The following is a 17,578-nucleotide window of genomic DNA, read 5'->3' as shown; positions in this document are numbered from 1 at the left end:
GGCCTACTTGTCCCAGCGCGTCTCGACCGGGGTAGCCGTCCGCGCACGCGCCTCGCCCACCACCGACATCAGCGCCCGCAGCACCGCCTCGACGCCTTCGCCGGTGACCGCCGACAACAGCATCGGTGCTCGGCCGGCGGCACGCTTCAGCGAGGCGACTTTCTTCTTGCGCGCATCGGCGTCGAGCGTGTCGACCTGGGAAAGTGCCACAATCTCGACCTTGTCGGTCAGGCCGTTGCCATAGGCCTCAAGTTCCGCGCGCACGGTCTTGTAGGCTTTGCCCGGATTTTCCTCCTGCGCCGAAACCAGATGCAGCAGCACGCGCGTGCGCTCGACATGGCCAAGAAAGCGATCGCCAATGCCGACGCCCTCATGCGCGCCTTCGATGAGACCCGGAATGTCGGCGATGACGAACTCGCGCGCGTCGATCCGGGCGACGCCGAGGCCGGGATGCAGCGTCGTGAACGGATAGTCGGCGATCTTCGGCTTGGCCGCGGTGACCGCCGCCAGGAATGTCGACTTGCCGGCATTGGGCAGCCCGACCAGCCCGGCATCGGCGATCAGCTTCAGCCGCAGCCAGATGTTGAGCTCCTGCCCCGGCAGGCCGGGATTGGCGCGGCGCGGCGCCTGGTTGGTCGAGGTCTTGAAATGTTGGTTGCCGAAACCGCCATTTCCGCCCTTGGCCAGCAGAAAGCGCTGGCCGACCACGGTCAGATCGCAGATCAGCGTCTCGTTGTCCTCTTCGAACACCTGCGTTCCCGCCGGCACCTTCAGCGTGACATCGGCGCCCTTGGCACCGGTCATGTTGCGGCCCATGCCGTGGACGCCGGTCTTGGCCTTGAAATGCTGCTGGTAGCGGTAGTCTATGAGCGTGTTCAACCCGTCGACCGCCTCCAGCCAGACATCGCCGCCACGGCCGCCATCACCGCCATCCGGCCCGCCGAACTCGATGAACTTTTCGCGCCGGAACGACACCGAACCGGCGCCACCGTCGCCGGAGCGGATGTAGACCTTGGCTTGATCGAGAAATTTCATGGGATTGTACAGTTTCTACTAGTGGCCTTGCGGCATTGCTCTAAACCTTGGCCCTTGCTCTAAACCAAGGCGCGGCGAAGGGCGAGGCCGTTTTGTGACAATGGCCGCGTGGGATCGGCCGGAGAGATGCCGGAATGAAGCTTGTAACTTACAACATCCAGTACGGCATCGGCCTCGACGGGCAATACGATGTCGGGCGCATCGCTGATGCCGTGCGCGGCGCCGACGTGATCGCTTTGCAGGAGGTGACCCGCAACAATCCCAGGAATAGCGGCCGCGACATGGTCGCCGAGATCGGCGAGGCGCTGCCCGACTACTTCGCCGTCTATGGCAGCAATTTCGAGGCCAATATCGGTTCGCACATCGACAATGGCCGCGCCATCACGAAAACCTTCCAGCTCGGCAACATGGTGCTGTCGAAAACGCCTATTCATCTGTCGCGCAACCTGCTTTTGCCGCGCAGCCGCAGCTTCGAGATGATGAACTTCCAGCGTGGCGCGCTGGAAGCGCTGATCGAGACGCCGCTTGGTTTCATCCGCTTCTATTCCATCCATCTCGATCACCGCAGCCCCGTCGAACGCGCCAGCCAGATCCAGTTCTTGCGCCAACGCATGCTGAACTACGCGCTCGAAGGCGGCGCGCTGTCCGGCGTCGCCGAGATCGGCCTGCCGGAACTGCCGCATCCCGAAGCCTTTGTCGGCATGGGCGATTTCAACATGCTGGCCGGTTCACCCGAATATGTCGAACTCGCCGGCCGGCCGGACCATGAATTCGGCATGCCGCTGACCGCCGACTTTGCCGTCGATGCCGCCTTGCGCCTGAACGCCACCGGCGACGATCTCATCAGCTGGGTCGACCCGAAACAACCCACCGACCCCAGCCGCCACAAGCGCATCGACTATATCTTCACAAGCGCTTCGCTTGCCAGATCCCTGCAGCGCCTGTGGGTCGACCGGAAAGCTGACGGTTCGGACCACCTGCCGGTGTGGGTCGAACTGGGCTGATGGCCTTTCATCCGGCAGTGTTTTCACGTTTGACGATCGCCATCATGATCGTATCGCGGTATTCCCCGTCGATATGGACGGCGTCGCGCTGCACGCCCTCCCTGACAAACCCGACCTTGTCGTAAAGAGAGATGGCGCGAGCATTGTCGGAATGCACGGAAAGCTCGACGCGGATAAAGCCGGTCTTGCGCGCCTGTGCCAAGGTCGCATTGATGAGCCGCAGTCCCAGGCCACGCTCCCGATAGGAAGGAATGATCCCCATTCCGAGGGAGCCGCGATGCGCATGGATGAGCCGATCGTGGCGTGAGATGTCGCACCAGCCGACGACCTCGCCACGAACAACGGCCACGAACCCCGGATCGCCTCTCCCGATACGGTCCATTGCGAAACTTCTGACTTGATCCAGCGGTGGCGCCTCTAGGAAGGACAGGTACTTTCGCTCACGCGCGACGACATCGAGCGCGCGATGAAAGCTTTCGATATCCCCGGGCGTCATCGGCGCGATCGCGACCGTTTCAATATCGCTGCTGTCGACCATTGGCTTGACCGTCGTCACACATCAAAAATGTACCCAGTTCCGCAGGCTGGTCCAGGTCTTGCGATCGAGCCGGTAGCGCTCGACGGGAACCTGGCCGGCAACGATCGAGTTCAGCATGCCCTGGCCGGCATACTGGAACCCGCATTTGTGGATCACCCGCCTGGAGGCCGGGTTGATGACCCGCGTCGAGGCCTGCAGAACCTGGATCGACGTCCTCTGGAAGGCGAGATCGACCAGCGCATGGGCTGCTTCCGTCGCATAGCCCTTCTTCCAGTAAGGCTCGCCGATCCAGTAGCCGAGTTCCAGCCCGCGTTCGGTGGTGTTGAGACCGGCACAGCCGACGAACGTGTCGGTTCCGGCCAGCGTCAGGGCATAGGCGATGCCGGCCCGGCGCGACCTGGTCATGGCGAGGAAGGAGCGCGCCTCGGCCTCGCCATAGGGGTGCGGCATGCGTGCCAGCATTTCGGCGACATGACGGTTGTCGGCAAGTTCGACCAGTTGCGCGACATCGCCTTCATGGGGCGCCCGCATCACCAGCCGCTCGGTGACCAGCACCGGGCAGTCTATCGCGTAACTTCCGTCTTCTGAGTCTTCCGCTTCGGCAACCATTTGAAAGTCCTCCAGGCACAAGAAAAAGGGGAGATGGAAACCCATCTCCCCTGATCCTTTTCCTGGCTTTGCCAGACACCGGTTCCCGAGATGGGCGCCGGTGTTCTAGTGCGGAACCGGCTACTCCGCGGCTTTGGCAATCGGATTGACCGATACGTAGGTTCGGCCGTTGGCTTTTTTGTTGAACGTCACGGCGCCGGTCTCGAGCGCAAAAAGCGTATGATCCGTGCCCATGCCGACATTGACGCCGGGATGCCACGTGGTGCCGCGTTGACGAATGATGATGTTGCCCGGGATGACGGCTTCGCCGCCGAACTTCTTCACGCCCAGACGCTTGGAATGCGAGTCGCGACCGTTGCGCGACGAGCCGCCAGCTTTCTTGTGTGCCATCTAACTAACTCCGTTGCGCCGCAAGGCGCCTAAAAGGCCTTATGAACGCGTTCGCGTTCCGTTTCAAGTCCGATCCGGCGACCCAATCGCCAGAAAATTACTTCGCAGCCAATTCCTTGGCCTGCTCGCGCCAGTCCTTGATCTGGTCGGCGCTGAAGGGCATGTGCTCGTCGATCTTGGCGACATCCTTCTCGGTCAGCTTGGCAAGCTGGGCGAAGGTGATGATGCCCTGCTCGTTAAGATCCTTGGCTGCGACCGGGCCGATGCCCTTGATCAAGGTCAGATCGTCCGGCTCACCCTTCGGTGCCTTGAACAGTGGCGCTGCGGCGGTCTCGGCTGCCTTTGTCTCGGCTGCCTTGGCCTTGGGCTCCTTCTTCGGCGCGGCTTCCGCCTGCACCTCGGTGGCGGCCTCGGCCTTCACCTTCTTCGGCGCCTTGGCCGCTGCCGTCTTGGTCGGCTTGGCGCCACCCAGCAGGATCTCGGAGATCCGCACGGTGGTCAAAAGCTGGCGATGGCCGATCTTGCGGCGCGAATTCTGCCGGCGGCGCTTCTTGAAGGCGATGACGGTGCGGTTCTTGCCCTGTTCGACGACTTCGGCGGTGACCACCGCGCCGTCGACGAACGGCGCGCCAAACGTGACATTCTCGCCTTCGCCATGCGCCAGAACGTGGCCGATTTCGACCATATCGCCGACATTGGCTTCAACTTTTTCGATCTTCAGGAGATCGTTGGCGGCAACGCGATACTGCTTGCCACCCGTTTTAATGACTGCGAACATTTTTTGCCTTTCGCTGTTCGGTCGGCCTTGATGAACCGCCTCTGGCAGTTCAGCCGTCTTTTTGTCAGTCTGCGGGTTCAAAAAACAAGCGGCGCGGAAGAACCCTCCACGCCGATTGCGCGCTGTCCCTAACCGAAGGTTGGGGGCGAGTCAAGGCAAACCAGCCGCGCCGTTTCCGAGACCGTCATTGGCGGGCACGGACCGGCTGTGCCGACATGCCCACGGCGTTGCCCCGCCTGGGCTGAGGATGGGTGACTGGGTCGGCAATCTGCCTCGGGTCTCGCTGTACCCCACCAGCCGTGAATCCGCCGCTTGCCAAGCAAGCCAAATAACTGCCGGATTGGCCTTGTAACCTGCCCGTTCAGCCGTTATCTAGTGCGCCGCGCCGGCAACGGCCGACCATGACCGCGGAGAGGTGGCAGAGTGGTCGAATGCACCGCACTCGAAATGCGGCATGGGTGCAAGCCCATCGGGGGTTCGAATCCCTCCCTCTCCGCCATTTAGCCCAAGAACCTGACATCTCCTGGGCTGCTAGCCGCCTGCCGCATATCGCGCAGCCAACAGGACAAAGCCGCCCGAGCCGGGACACTCTGGCCTTTGCGGAGGCGTAAAGCTTCGGCGATGGGCAGGCCCATTCGGCTCTCCGCACATGGTTTTCTGTCCGCAAGCGCAGCCATGTCGCTGTGAATTTGCCAGCCGGTTTGGCCCAAATGGGGGAAGTGGCCGGCCCAAGATCTCGTAATGGTTGGTTCGCCCAGCCAGTTAGGAGACCACTATGCGCAAAGCCTCTCTCGCCGTCACAGTCGTCGGCACGGCCTTCTTCAGTCTTTCCACTGTCGCATCGGCATGCGTGTCGATGGACGGCAACTTCGTCGTAAACAACTGCAATTATCGCGTCATGGGAAATTGCAAAGGCTCGGATGGCAGTTGGGGTGGCTTCGGACCCATCCGCCCGGGCGGTCGTGAGGTAACTTCCAAAAGACGCGATGCCGGCTGGGACGTCAGCTATTGCAATTACGATTCATGGGTGGCCGGCACATGTCGGCCGAAGGATCCCAGGCAGATGTAAGCCGCTTTCAAGCACGTCACTTTGCGCGCTCGGCTCGTTGCTGACGATGTGGCCGGCGTCGAACACCGGCCACTCTGTCGGTGCACGATAAATCCGTTACTGCTCCTTCTTGAACAGGTCCTGGAAGATCAGCTGGCCCCAAGTGCGGCCGCGTGCGTGCACCAGTGCGCCACCCTCGTTGAGCTTCCCCAGCTTGACCGGTGCGAACCCGAGTTGTTTGGCTAAGGCCGCCACGGGAGCGATCGCGTCCTCGTCGTCGCTCGACAGAAAGACGACCCGGTGCCCGCCCTCGACGATCGGATCGGCAGCCAAAGTGGCTGCAATCAGGTGATTGAACCCTTTGACGAGCTTGGCACCGGTGAACGCCTTTGCGACGAAGGCGGAGGACGGCAGACCGTCCAGCTCTTCAGGGGCTGGAAACACGTTCGTCGCGTCGATGATCGTCTTGCCTTCCCAGCTTGACAGCGCCTTCGCGACATCTGGGTGCGACTCGAAACGAACCGCCAGAAAGATGATGTCCGCCTTGATCGCTTCCGCCAGCGTTTTGGGGATAATCGTGGGTCCGATCGCGGCCGCATCGGCTGCAAAGCTTTCCGGGTCGCGCGTGGTTGCCACGGACACTTCGATGCCGTTGCGGGCAAACGCCTTGGCAAGAGCGTGGCCGATCTTGCCGAAGCCAATAATTGCATAGCTCATGTATATTCTCCTTCAGTTTACCACGCCCTGCGGGCCCGGAATATCGAATGGAATGAACGGCGGGGCGTAGCGTCAGATTTGCGCCAGGCCCCCGTCGACGGCGACCTCGCTGGCGGTCATGAAGCTGCTGTCGGGCGACGCGAGAAACGCAGCCGCCGCTCCAATCTCCGCCGGATCGGCCATGCGCTGGAGCGGGTTCATCGAGGCGAAGGCCTTCAAGCCCTCCTCCCCTATCGCTGCCTTCGCGAGTTCGGTCGCTGTCGGCCCGGGCGACAGCACGTTTACCCGGATGCCGGTGCCCTTCAGGTCCTCCGCCCAGCTCCGCGCAAGATTGCGCACGGCCGCCTTACTCGCGCTGTAGACGCTGAATGCGGGGGCGCCCGTGGTGCCGGCGCTCGATCCGGTCAGGATGATCGAACCGCCCTCGCCCATCAGTGGCAGCGCCTTCTGGACCGTGAATATCGTACCCTTCACATTGGTGTCGAAGGTTTCGTCAATGTGCTCGGCGGTGATCTCGCCGAGCGGAAGCAGGCCTCCCGCCCCGGCATTGGCGAAGACGATGTCGAGGGTTCCGCGCTCGGCCTTCACCGCCGCGTAGAGCCGGTCGAGGTCGGCCTCGTCGGAAACCGAGCCTTTCACCGCGCGGGCATTGGCCCCGAGGTTGGCCACAGCAGCGTCGAGCACATCCTGCCGACGGCCGAAAATGAAGACGAAAGCGCCCTCCTCGATGAAGCGCTTTGCAGCGGCGAGGCCGATGCCGGTGGCGCCACCCGTAATAACCGCAACCTTACCGTCTAGTTTTCCCATAACTCAATCCTTCCAGGCTCTGTCTTTGGTCGTTCGGGTACGCCCCGAGAACCTCTAGATGGGCCCGTCAGAGTCACGCGGTGAGTGCGGAAGCGCGCACATCGGTGGTGCAAAATCGATCCGCTTTCAGGAACTGACGCCAGCCGTGACGATCCGTGTCCGCCATTCGGAATTGCGCCGCCCCTGTCGACATAAGCTATGATGTCCCGCCCGTACTGCTGTAGCATGCGTTAGATACGGGCTTGGGAAGGCGCACCGCGCGGTGCCGGATTGCACCATGATCGACTGGGATGACATTCGCTACTTTCTTGCCGTCGCGCGCGGAGGCTCGGTGCGGGCTGCCGGCGCGCAGCTCGGGGTGAATCACTCGACCGTGCTGCGACGCGTCGCCCAGCTCGAGGAACGCCTCGGAGCGCACATGTTCGAAAAGCTGCCTTCGGGCTACCGCCTGACGGCTGTGGGCGAGGAGGTCCTCGATCTCGCGAACCAGATGGAAGCGTCGTCGCACCAGCTGGAGACGCGCGTCTTCGGGCGCGACCAGGGTGTGCGCGGGCTTCTGCGGGTGACGCTGGCACCTCCCCTCGCGACACACCTGCTCATGCCGGACTTCGCCGATTTCGCGCGTCTGCACCCGGACATCGAGATGGAAATCCTGTCGTCCGGCGAGCTGGCAAATCTGACCAACCGAGAGGCCGACGTCGCGATCCGCGTCGTCTACGACCGCAAAACCCTGCCGCTCAATCTTCACGGCCTGAAGGGACCGGAGGTGTTCGGCGGCGTCTACATGTCCCGCGATCGCCTGGCCGCGTGGCGTGCGGGCGCGCCTGATCCCATCCGGTGGATCGTCATAAGCGTTCATGGAATTCCAGAGTGGGCCGGCGCGGGTGAGGTTCGCACCGCGGGGGTTCCATTCAGGACCACGGACGCCGAGGCGCAGATCGTTGCCGTACGGCAAGGTCTCGGGATCACGACACTGCCGTGCTTCGTCGGAGATGCCGACCCCCTGCTGGTGAGGGTGCCGGGCACCGACCTGCACATGTACGGAACGCTCTGGCTTCTCACACAGGGGGAGACACGCAAGACGAAGCGCGTGCGGCTCTTCACGGAGTTCGTATCCCGCAGGCTCGCCGCCTACGCTCCGCTTTTCACGGGACTGTCCATATCGCGCGACTGACGCCCCGCGGGTCGACGCTGCGGTGGATAGGCGGACAGCGGCACCTATTGCGGTTGAAGATGCTCAGCCATGAAGTCGATGAACGCCTCAGTCTGGGCCTGATCTGTCGGCGGGCCGGCCAGAGAACATTGAACTGATCGGTCTCGGCGGGGGCATGGGCGGTGGAGGAATGGGCGGCGACGGAACAGGAGGTCTCGGAACGGATGCCCTCTCCGAAGATCGCTATGCTTCAGGACGCGTGACCAGTCGCTGATCTGACCTCAGGCCGAGCCATCGGATTGGTGCTCGGCAATCGTACTCAGAAAAACCTGGCCGAACTCCTTCAGCTTTGCCGCCCCAACCCCATTCACTTCAGCGAAGGCGTCGAGGTCGTTTGGGCGGCGCTCTGCCATGTCGATCAGGGTGCGATCGGAAAACACCACATAGGCCGGCACCTGGCGCTCCTTGGCGAGCCGCAGTCGCAAGGTCTTCAGCGCGGCCAGCAGCCCGGTGTCCACATCCGATTGCCCGAAATCCTGCCCGGAGCGCGTCTTGCCGCGCAAGGCGCGGCTGCGCACCTCGACGCGATAATGGAACGGCACCTCGCCACGGCCAAGCGCATGGCCTTTTTCGGCGATGGCGAGGCCGCCATGGCCGGCCGGATCCGGCATCAGAAACCCGCCGGCGACGAGCTGCCGGATTAGCGACAGCCAAAAGTCCTTCTTGTGCGCCAGTCCGCTGCCGAAGCTGGCGAGCCTCTGGTGGTTCCTGGCCAGCACCTTCTCGGTTTCATGGCCGAGCAGAATGTCGATGACATGGCCGGCACCGAAGCGTTCGCCACTCTGGGCGATGGCTGCCAGGATGATCCGCGCCTCCGCTCCGCCATCGGCGCGCGGCGCCTGGTCGAGGCAGGTGTCGCAATTGCCGCAAGGCTGCGCTTCTTCGCCGAAATAGCCGAGCAGCACCTGGCGGCGGCACTGCGCCGTCTCGCAATAGCCGATCAGCGTGTCGAGCCGGCCATGCGAGCGCCTCTTGTGCTCGGGCGGCGCATCCTCGTCGTCGATGAACATCCGGCGCATGCGGATATCGCCAAGGCCGAACAGCATATGCGCCTCGGCGTCCCGCCCATCGCGGCCGGCGCGGCCGATCTCCTGGTAGTAGGCCTCCAGGCTGCCCGGCATGTCGGTGTGGAAGACATAGGCGACATCAGGCTTGTCAATGCCCATGCCGAAAGCGATGGTCGCCACCATGACGACGCCTGAAAGGGTCATGAAGCTGTTCTGGTTGGCGTCTCGCGCCTCCTTGCTCATGCCGGCATGATAGGCGAGCGCGGTGACGCCGTTCTTCTCGAGGAAGGCCGCCATCTCCTCCGTCTTCTTGCGCGACAGGCAGTAGACGATGCCGCTGCGGCCGGGATGGCGCTCGACGAAGCGCAGCAATTGCCGCTTGCTGTCCTGCTTGGCCTCGATGGCAAGCTTGATGTTCGGCCGGTCGAAGCCCAGCACCAGGGTCTCGACGCGCTCGGCAAATAGCCGAGATTCGATGTCGGTGCGCGTGCCTTCGTCCGCCGTTGCCGTCAGCGCCATGATCGGCACGTTGGGAAAGATGCCGCGCAGACGCGACAGGTCCTCGTATTCGCGCCGGAACGCCGGCCCCCATTGCGAGATGCAATGCGCCTCGTCGACGGCGATCAGGCTGATATCGAGCCTGGCCAGCGCCTCGAGCATGCGCTCGGTCATCAGCCGCTCCGGCGCGAGATAGAGCAGGCGCGTCTGGCCCGAGGCGACGCGACGCCATGCGGCGATATTGGCATCGCGGTCGATCGAGGAATTGATCGTGTCGGCCGCCACGCCGGCAAGCCGCAAGGCGGCGACCTGATCCTGCATCAGCGCCACCAGCGGCGAAACGACAATGGTGAGCCCACCCAGGACCAGTGCCGGCACTTGGTAGCAGAGCGATTTGCCCGCACCTGTCGGCATGACGGCCAGCACATGACGCCCAGCCAGCAGCGCGTCCATGACATCGGCCTGGCCGGGGCGAAAATCATCGAAGCCGAACACGTCTTTCAGCACGCGCCGCTTGGGATCTCGCTCTTCTGTCGCGACGGCCGCCGGTGCCTGCATCACCGCGCGTCCACGGTCGGCGTGCTTATTGGCATGTCATAGCCGAACTCGGCGCAGAAACGCCGGACGCCGACGAGAAATGCCGGGGGCAGACCGTCGAGATAGGTCCTGAATTCTTCATTCCGTTCCCATTTTCTCAACGAAGCCACCCGGATCGGATTGTCCGGATCCTCGCTGAAACGAATGCGCGGTGTCAGTCCGAACGACTGCGCGATTCTGTCCTGCTGCGCATCGGGCGCGCCGATCATGTCTTCGTAGCGGACAAAGAGTATCTGCCGGTGCGGTTGTGCCTTCTTCAGCCGGGTCAGCGCGTCGTATTCGGCCAGCCAGCGATGCGGCGTGACGTGGAACCGACGCTCGTGGCGTGTTTGCGGATGCGAACTTGTCAGCGTGTCGAATGGATGGCGCACACAATAGATCAAGCCGATGGAGGGAGGTAGCTTCGCCAGATGCGCAAAACCGCGCGCATCGCGCTTGACGACGAGGTTCGATTCCGGCCGATCCAGCATGTCCAGCATTGTGTATCGCGCTTCGGGCGGATGGACGAAAATATCCCCGAAACACCTCATCAGCCGCTGTGTCAGCGTCGTCCCGCTGCGCGCGCAGCCCGAAATGAAAATTCTGTTGGCGGGCGTTGCGCGTGCGTATGTGCGTCTTTGCATGCGCTGTTTCAGAGACAGCGGCACGAATCGCAGAAACTCCCGCATAACCCTTCGCGCGGCCGCTCCAAACGCAGCCTCAAGCCTGCGCGCGCCCTTCATCCGCAATTCCGCTGGCGCAATGCGGCAACCCGATCTTGCATCAGGGCCACCCGGGACGAAACGCGCCGCCTGCGGGCCACGGCCAAGATGCTCATCGCCGATGCCTGCATCAGGCAGACACCGGGCTGCAATTTCGTGGATTGGAGAGGATGTGGAAACCGGTCAAAACGACTCTCCGCATGGGCACCTTGCCTTAGCGCAGCTGACACCGGACCACAACCAGAACAAGCCGGCACAAGGAAAGCCTGCGGCGCGAACGCGGAAGCTGACCGATTGATCCAAGGCTCGCCGCAGCACCTTCCCTTGCGAGACCTGCACCCCCGCTGGATTCCGCCACGCACCACGATGTAAGCTCGGCCCGACAAGTCAGGGAGGGCGCGATGCTGCAGGCCATTCAGGATGCTCTCGGCGAGCGGTTTCGGTTGCAGCGTGCTGCCTTCGAGGCGCAGCCTTTCCCCAACTTTGGCATCCGCAAGGATCGCCTGAAACGCCTGTTGGCGTTGACCGAGCGGCATGAAGCCGACATCTGCACCGCCATCGACACCGACTTTGGCGGCCGTTCCGCGCATGAGACGCGTCTTGCGGAACTGTTCGTCGTGCGCGCCGGTATCCGCCACGCGCTGTCGCACCTCAGGGGCTGGATGCGCGAACGCCGCGTCGCCACCACTATGCCGTTCCTGCCGGGCAGAAATCGCCTCCTTCCGCAGCCACTGGGTGTCGTCGGCATCGTGTCGCCCTGGAATTATCCTTTCCAGCTCGCTGTCGCGCCGGTCACCGCGGCCCTTGCCGCCGGCAACCGCGTACTCATAAAACCTTCCGAACTGACGCCGACATTTTCAACGCTGCTGGCCAAACTCGTTGCCGAGCATTTCGCACCCGATGAGCTCAGCGTCATCAGCGGCGACGCGGAGATGGGAAAGGCCTTCGTGTCGATGCCTTTCGATCATTTGCTGTTCACCGGCTCGACCGCGGTCGGACGCCAGGTCGCGATAGCCGCGGCAGCCAACCTGACCCCGGTCACGCTCGAACTCGGCGGCAAGTCGCCGGCAATCTTCGATCCGTCATGCGACCTCGACGCGGCGGTATCCAGCATTGCCTACGGCAAGCTGTTGAATGCCGGGCAGACCTGCATCGCGCCGGATTATCTTCTGGTCCCGAAGGGGCGAGCAGACGCGGTCGCCGCGAAGCTCGCAACGGCGATCGCGAAGCTCTACCCGACCCTGCGCGACAACCCCGATTATACCGCCATCATCAGCGATCGGCACCACCAGCGCCTGCGCGACATGATCACTGAAGCGCGTGACGCCGGCGCCGATGTCACCGAAATCAACCCGGCCAGTGAGGAGCTTGGCGGTACCAGCCGGAAATTGCTGCCGACCCTGGTCCGCAATGCCGGCGCGCACCTGCGGCTGATGCGCGAAGAGATTTTTGGGCCGGTGCTGCCCATCGTAGAATATACCGGGATCGACGAGGCAATCGCGCATGTGAATGGGGCGGACCGGCCGCTGGCGCTCTACTGGTTCGGGCGCGACAGCGGCAACCGTCAACGCATCCTGCATGAGACCGTCGCCGGCGGCGTCACCATCAACGACTGCATGCTGCATCTGGTGCAGGAGAACCAGCCTTTCGGCGGCGTCGGCGCCAGCGGCGTGGGCGCCTATCACGGCGAATGGGGCTTTCGCACCTTCAGCAAGGAGAAGCCGGTTTTCCTGCAGTCCCGGCTGAGCGCGGGAGCCTTGTTGCGCCCGCCCTACGGCAAGACGTTCGAGCGGCTCTTCAGCCTGCTCCGGCATATCACCTGACCGAACACCCGGCGCGTTAAGCCTATGTTCACCATCATGCGGCAGGTTCGCATCCTGCGGTCATGTCTTGAGTACCGCGGCGCCACAAGCGCCCAGGCAACAACCCGCGCCTCTTTTGAGGTGCGGGTCTTCCCTGGCTAGCCGAGGAAATCGGCCCGGTGCGGCGTGAAGCTGTCGACCAGCCGCCCTGCTTCCAGCGCCTTGACGCCGTGCACCAGACCGGACGGCACAATGAAGCTGCCGCCGGTCTCGATGGTTTCGGTCCTACCGTCGATGGTCACCTCGAAGCGGCCCTCGGCGACATAGCTAGCCTGGACGTGTGGGTGCGAATGCAGGGCGCCGACGCCACCCTTGTCGAAGCCGAATTCGACCAGCATCAACTCGTCGGTATGCAGGAGAACGCGTCGCCTGTTGCCGTCCGGGGTCGGCGTCCAGGCGCCCTCGCCGGCATGCGCGAAAATCTTTGTGGTCATCGTCGTCTCCTCATCGCGCAAGCCAGCCGCCATCCACAGGCACCACCGCTCCATGCATGTAGTTCGACGCCGGCGCCAGCAGGAACACGGCGGCGTCGCCAATGTCGCCCGCTTCCCCCCAGCGACCGGCCGGGATCCGCGCCAGGATGGCGGCGCTGCGGTCGGGATCGGCGCGCAGCGCCTGCGTGTTGTTGGTCTCGATATAGCCCGGCGCGATGGCGTTGACGTTGATGCCTTTTTGCGCCCATTCGCAGGCGAGCAGCCGGGTGATGCCGAGCACGCCATGCTTCGAGGCCGTGTAAGACGCGACACGGATGCCGCCCTGAAAGCCCAGCACCGAGGCGATGTTGACGATCTTGCCTTTCCGCTCAGCGGCCAAGGCACGCCTTGCAAAGCTTTGGCAGAGCAAGAAAACCGTCTTCAGGTTGACGTCCATGACGTCGTCCCAATCGGCCTCTCTGAGATCGACGGCATCGGCGCGGCGGATGATGCCGGCATTGTTGACCAGCGCGTCGAGCGGACCGCTTTCGTCCCAGATCCGGTCGAGCAACAGGCCGGCGGCCGAAGTGTCGGCAAGGTCGGCGCTCACCGCTTCGAATTGCCCGCCCACCGCCGCAATCTTGTCTGCCGTATCGTCCATCGACGAGCGGCCGACGCCGACCACCGCGCCCCCGGCGCGTGCGACGCACACGGCGATGCCTTGGCCGATGCCAGTGTTGGCGCCGGTGACCAGGATACGTTTTCCGGTAAGGCTGAAGGGGTCGCTCACCGCAGATCCCCCAACGCCACCGGGTCGACATCGGTATAGTCGACATTGTCGCCGGCCATCGCCCAGATGAAAGCATAATTGGAAGTGCCGGCACCGGAGTGGATCGACCATCCCGGCGACAGCACCGCCTCCTCATTGCCCATGACGATATGGCGCGTCTCGTCAGGCTCGCCCATGAAATGGAAGACGCGCGCCGTCTCGGCCAGGTCGAAATAGAGATAGGCCTCCATGCGCCGGTCATGCACATGGCATGGCATGGTGTTCCACACCGATCCTGGAGCCAACTGAGTCATGCCGACCACCAGCTGGCAGGTCTTCACGCCCTCGGCATGGATGAACTGGAAGATCGAACGCTCGTTGCAGGTGTCCTTGCTGCCGAGATCGAGGCGCTTGGCGTCGCCGATGCGGATCAGCCGGCTGGGCCAGGCCTGATGCGCAGGCGCGCTGAGCAGATAGAATTTAGCCGGCGCGGTCTTGTCCACCGAGGCGAAGGACACGTCGGTGGTGCCCATGCCGAGATAGAGCATGTCGCGCGCCTGCAATTCGAAGGACTGGCCGCCGGCCGTGATGACGCCCGCGCCGCCGATGTTGACGGCGATCAGTTCGCGACGGTCGAGAAAGTTCTTCGTGCCGGTCGGCTTGATCGCTTCCAGCGGCAGCGGTGCGCCAGTCGGCACGGCGCCACCAACGATCATGCGGTCGTAATGGGTGTAGGTCAGGCTGATGCGGCCGCGCTGGAACAGGCCGTCAATGTGGAAATTGTGACGCAGCTCATCGGTTCCCATCGCCGCGGCGGCGACCGGGTCGATGGCAAAGCGTGATGTACAGTCGATATGGCTCTGGCTCATTTTCGTCCTGACTTGAGATGGGTCATTTGCCGGCGGCGGCCTTGACCGAACTGGAATAAAAAGCCTGACGTGCATGCAGCCGCTCGCGGTAACGCTGCTGGCTGGCGGTGAGGTGTGCGCGCATCGCCTCGCGCGCGGCCTCGGCATCGCCAGAGGTAATGGCGTTGAGGATCACCAGGTGCTCGCGTTGCAGCCCGCGCTGGTAGCTGTCGGATTGCGCCAGTTCGGTCGACCAGGGCGAAGTCACGTCGCACGGGATGGCGCGCCGGCCGAGCACGTCGAGCATCTCGACATAGAAGGGGTTGCTGGTGGCGCTGGCGATGGCGCGATGGAAGGCGAGGTCGGCCGGACCGGTCGGCTCGCTGGCAAGCAGCAGCCGCTCGAATTCGAAGAAGGCTTCCTGGATCGCCGCCTCCTGCGCGGCGTTGCGACGGATGGCGGCGAGCCCGGCCGATTCGATCTCGATCGCCAGCCGCACTTCGAGCACGTTGAGTGCGATCGAATCCTTGCTGCCCATGTCGGCGGCCAGCGCGCCGAACATTGTCGAGATGTGCTCTGTGACGAAGACGCCGGCGCCCTGGCGCGGTTCGACCAGCCCGTCGGCGGCAAGCTTGGCCAGCGCCTCGCGGATGACGGTGCGGCTGACGCCGAAGGTTTCGGTCAGTTGGCCTTCGGTCGGTAATTTATGGCCGGGCAGGATCTCACCCGCCTGCAACTGCTTGCGGATCGTCGCGACCACGGTCTCCGACAGTTTGGGTTTTCTCTCGACCCTGAGGTCGGTTGCGGTGTCCGATGCCATGTCGCCCCTATTTGAAGACGCTCGGTAGCCAGAGCGAAATGGCCGGAATGTAAGTGACGAGCCCCAGTACCACGAGCCCGGCCCCATAGAACGGCCAGATCGAGCGCATCGCTTCCCAGACGGATATCTTGCCCACTGCGCACGCCACGAACTGCACAGCGCCCACCGGCGGCGTATTCAGCCCGATGCCGAAGTTGAGGATCATGATAACGCCAAAATGCACCGGGTCGACGCCGTAGGCTTGCGCCACGGGCAGGAAGATCGGCGTGCAGATGATAATCGTCGGGCCCATGTCCATGAAGGTGCCGAGGAACAGCATCAAGACGTTGAGCAGGAGAAGCACGATCAGCGGATCGTCCGAGATCGCGTTCATGGAGGCTATGAGCGCTGCCGGCACTTTCAGGAAGGCCATCAACCACGAGAACGCCGCCGCCATGCCGATGATGAGCAGCACCATGGCCGTGGTGCGCACGGCACCATGGGTGGCATGAACGAAACCTTCCCAAGTCATCTGCCGGTAAACGAAGACAGTAACGAGCAACGCATAGATGACCGCGACGCAGGAACTTTCGGTCGCCGTGAAAACGCCCGATCGTACGCCACCGAAGATGATCGCGATCAGCAGCAGGCCGGGCACCGCGACAGCGAAGAGATGCGCGACGGCGGTGAAGCCCGGAAACGGCTCGGTCGGATAGCCGCGGGAGCGCGCCACGAAATAGGCGGTGATCATCAGCGACAGGGCCAACAGCAGGCCCGGAATGATGCCGGCCGTGAACAGGTCGGCGATGGAGATCTTTCCACCTGCCGAGATCGAGTAGATGATCATGTTGTGCGACGGCGGCAGGAGCAGCGCGATCAGCGCCGCCATCGACGTGACGTTGACGGCGTAATCCGCTCCATATCCACGCGCCTTCATCTGCGGGATCATCAAGCCGCCGACCGCCGCTGCCTCGGCCACGGCGGAGCCCGAAATGCCGCCGAACAGTGTAGCGGTCGCAATGTTGACCTGCCCGAGGCCGCCGCGCAAATGGCCAACGAGCGAGCCGGCGAAGGCAACGATCTTGCTGGCGATGCCGCCGCGCACCATCAAGTCGCCGGCATAGATGAAGAAGGGAATGGCCAGCAGCGAAAAGACGCTCATGCCGGAATTCAGGCGCTGGAACACGATGAGCGGCGGCAGGCCCATGTAGAGGACGGTGGCAAAGCTTGCGACGCCGAGGCAGAAAGCGATCGGCGTGCCGATAAGCATCAGAAGGGTGAAGACGCCGAAGAGGATCCAGAGTTCCATGCCGTCAGACCTTCACGTTCGCCGTGTCGAGTTCGGTTGCGACTTCCGCCGGCGGCAGTTCATCGAGCACATCGTCGATCGGCGCACCGGAGAGACGAAGCACGATGCGCTCCAGCGTGAAGAGCGCGACGAGCACGCCTCCCGCGACCAGCGGGACGTAGTCCCAGCCCCCCGATATGCCGAGCGACGGCAAGGTAGCGCCCCAGGTCAATGCGACCAGTTGGCTGCCATACCAGATCATACCGATGCCGAAGGCGAGCGCGACGAGGTCCGAGATCATCCGCAGCCAACGCTTGCCGCCTTTGGGCAGCACGTAGAGCAGGACGTCGAAGCCGAGGTGATAGTTCTCGCGCACCCCGACGGCAGCGCCGAGGAAAATGAACCAGCTCATCAGCATCACCGAGCCCTGCTCGGTCCAGCTTGGCGAGCGGTTCAGGACATAACGACCGAACACCTGCCAGGCGACGAAGGCGGTCATCAGCACCAGCCCGATGCCTGCGACCCATAGCGCCGCTGTGCTGACGCGCGACATCATGCGGGCGACGCCGGACAGGGGCGGTCTGTGTGCTGGGCTGGAGGTCACCGGTTCTCTCCGCAAGGGGGATGGCGGCGCGGAATGCCCGCGCCGCCGCTTGA

At 63.5% G+C, this 17,578-nt stretch carries 19 protein-coding genes and 1 tRNA gene; 5 read left to right on the top strand and 15 right to left on the bottom strand.

Going from position 1 to position 17,578, the window contains the following annotated elements; translation table 11 throughout:
- Positions 1-3: 3 nt before the first annotated feature.
- Entirely contained in the window at positions 4-1,035 is a 1,032-nt protein-coding gene (gene obgE / locus NKI99_RS15485; RefSeq protein ID WP_352611367.1) for a GTPase ObgE, read from the bottom strand.
- Positions 1,036-1,169: 134 nt separating this feature from the next.
- Here obgE and NKI99_RS15480 point away from each other — a divergent pair, with 134 nt between their 5' ends.
- Complete coding sequence (locus NKI99_RS15480) at positions 1,170-2,039, top strand: endonuclease/exonuclease/phosphatase family protein (RefSeq protein WP_352554290.1); 870 nt, start codon at positions 1,170-1,172, stop codon at positions 2,037-2,039.
- 7 nt (positions 2,040-2,046) lie between these two features.
- On the opposite strand, the gene NKI99_RS15475 is transcribed toward NKI99_RS15480, so the two are convergent.
- The 4 genes from NKI99_RS15475 to NKI99_RS15460 form a co-directional block, all read right to left on the bottom strand.
- Positions 2,047-2,577, bottom strand: a complete 531-nt coding sequence (locus NKI99_RS15475) for a GNAT family N-acetyltransferase (protein ID WP_352611366.1) — start codon at positions 2,575-2,577, stop codon at positions 2,047-2,049.
- 21 nt (positions 2,578-2,598) lie between these two features.
- Positions 2,599-3,186, bottom strand: coding sequence for a GNAT family N-acetyltransferase (locus NKI99_RS15470; RefSeq protein ID WP_023811776.1), 588 nt, complete (start codon positions 3,184-3,186; stop codon positions 2,599-2,601).
- Between the two features lie 120 nt (positions 3,187-3,306).
- Positions 3,307-3,576, bottom strand: a complete 270-nt coding sequence (gene rpmA, locus NKI99_RS15465) for a 50S ribosomal protein L27 (protein ID WP_013529063.1) — start codon at positions 3,574-3,576, stop codon at positions 3,307-3,309.
- Positions 3,577-3,673: 97 nt separating this feature from the next.
- Positions 3,674-4,354 (bottom strand): 50S ribosomal protein L21, encoded by a 681-nt coding sequence (locus tag NKI99_RS15460; protein ID WP_352611365.1) that lies wholly within the window; start codon positions 4,352-4,354, stop codon positions 3,674-3,676.
- A gap of 409 nt (positions 4,355-4,763) precedes the next feature.
- Between NKI99_RS15460 and NKI99_RS15455 the strand changes: the two genes are divergently transcribed.
- Positions 4,764-4,853 (top strand) — tRNA-Ser (locus NKI99_RS15455).
- A gap of 276 nt (positions 4,854-5,129) precedes the next feature.
- Complete coding sequence (locus tag NKI99_RS15450; RefSeq protein WP_352461316.1) at positions 5,130-5,423, top strand: hypothetical protein; 294 nt, start codon at positions 5,130-5,132, stop codon at positions 5,421-5,423.
- Between the two features lie 96 nt (positions 5,424-5,519).
- On the opposite strand, the gene NKI99_RS15445 is transcribed toward NKI99_RS15450, so the two are convergent.
- Both NKI99_RS15445 and NKI99_RS15440 read right to left on the bottom strand, forming a co-directional pair.
- Entirely contained in the window at positions 5,520-6,119 is a 600-nt protein-coding gene (locus NKI99_RS15445) for an NADPH-dependent F420 reductase (RefSeq protein ID WP_352611364.1), read from the bottom strand.
- Between the two features lie 72 nt (positions 6,120-6,191).
- Positions 6,192-6,926, bottom strand: a complete 735-nt coding sequence (locus NKI99_RS15440) for an SDR family NAD(P)-dependent oxidoreductase (RefSeq protein ID WP_352611363.1) — start codon at positions 6,924-6,926, stop codon at positions 6,192-6,194.
- Positions 6,927-7,203: 277 nt separating this feature from the next.
- Here NKI99_RS15440 and NKI99_RS15435 point away from each other — a divergent pair, with 277 nt between their 5' ends.
- Positions 7,204-8,100 carry a LysR family transcriptional regulator gene (locus tag NKI99_RS15435; RefSeq protein WP_352611362.1) on the top strand — a complete coding sequence of 299 codons (897 nt, stop codon included), beginning with the start codon at positions 7,204-7,206 and terminating at the stop codon, positions 8,098-8,100.
- Between the two features lie 260 nt (positions 8,101-8,360).
- On the opposite strand, the gene recQ is transcribed toward NKI99_RS15435, so the two are convergent.
- Positions 8,361-10,202, bottom strand: a complete 1,842-nt coding sequence (gene recQ / locus NKI99_RS15430; RefSeq protein ID WP_352611361.1) for a DNA helicase RecQ — start codon at positions 10,200-10,202, stop codon at positions 8,361-8,363.
- Positions 10,202-10,963, bottom strand: coding sequence for a sulfotransferase family protein (locus tag NKI99_RS15425; protein ID WP_128304054.1), 762 nt, complete (start codon positions 10,961-10,963; stop codon positions 10,202-10,204). Before NKI99_RS15425 ends, recQ begins: the two co-directional genes overlap by 1 nt.
- Positions 10,964-11,343: 380 nt before the next feature.
- Here NKI99_RS15425 and NKI99_RS15420 point away from each other — a divergent pair, with 380 nt between their 5' ends.
- The gene (locus NKI99_RS15420) at positions 11,344-12,765 is read left to right on the top strand and encodes a coniferyl aldehyde dehydrogenase (RefSeq protein ID WP_352611360.1); all 1,422 of its coding nucleotides are present in this window, start codon (positions 11,344-11,346) and stop codon (positions 12,763-12,765) included.
- A 137-nt stretch (positions 12,766-12,902) separates the two neighbouring features.
- Here the strand turns inward: NKI99_RS15420 and NKI99_RS15415 are convergent, their stop codons facing one another.
- Genes NKI99_RS15415 through NKI99_RS15390 form a run of 6 tightly spaced genes read right to left on the bottom strand, consistent with a single transcriptional unit; the run spans position 12,903 to position 17,477 of the window.
- Positions 12,903-13,238: a cupin domain-containing protein gene (locus NKI99_RS15415; RefSeq protein WP_023811768.1), complete on the bottom strand. Its 336-nt coding sequence runs from the start codon at positions 13,236-13,238 to the stop codon at positions 12,903-12,905.
- Between the two features lie 10 nt (positions 13,239-13,248).
- A complete protein-coding gene (kduD, locus tag NKI99_RS15410; RefSeq protein WP_352611359.1) occupies positions 13,249-14,007 on the bottom strand; it encodes a 2-dehydro-3-deoxy-D-gluconate 5-dehydrogenase KduD in 759 nt (252 codons plus the stop codon).
- Positions 14,004-14,855 (bottom strand): 5-dehydro-4-deoxy-D-glucuronate isomerase, encoded by an 852-nt coding sequence (kduI, locus tag NKI99_RS15405; protein WP_128304057.1) that lies wholly within the window; start codon positions 14,853-14,855, stop codon positions 14,004-14,006. The genes kduD and kduI overlap by 4 nt, the downstream gene beginning before the upstream one ends.
- A gap of 22 nt (positions 14,856-14,877) precedes the next feature.
- Positions 14,878-15,654, bottom strand: coding sequence for a FadR/GntR family transcriptional regulator (locus tag NKI99_RS15400; RefSeq protein WP_128304058.1), 777 nt, complete (start codon positions 15,652-15,654; stop codon positions 14,878-14,880).
- A 7-nt stretch (positions 15,655-15,661) separates the two neighbouring features.
- Positions 15,662-16,942, bottom strand: coding sequence for a TRAP transporter large permease (locus NKI99_RS15395; protein WP_352611358.1), 1,281 nt, complete (start codon positions 16,940-16,942; stop codon positions 15,662-15,664).
- 4 nt (positions 16,943-16,946) lie between these two features.
- Positions 16,947-17,477 carry a TRAP transporter small permease gene (locus NKI99_RS15390; protein WP_031213442.1) on the bottom strand — a complete coding sequence of 177 codons (531 nt, stop codon included), beginning with the start codon at positions 17,475-17,477 and terminating at the stop codon, positions 16,947-16,949.
- Positions 17,478-17,578: the final 101 nt, after the last annotated feature.

The organism is Mesorhizobium sp. M0239 (genome assembly GCF_040321815.1).
GTDB lineage: Bacteria > Pseudomonadota > Alphaproteobacteria > Rhizobiales > Rhizobiaceae > Mesorhizobium.
The sequence above is the reverse complement of the archived record's forward strand: the minus strand, read 5'-3'. Positions and strand labels throughout refer to the sequence as shown.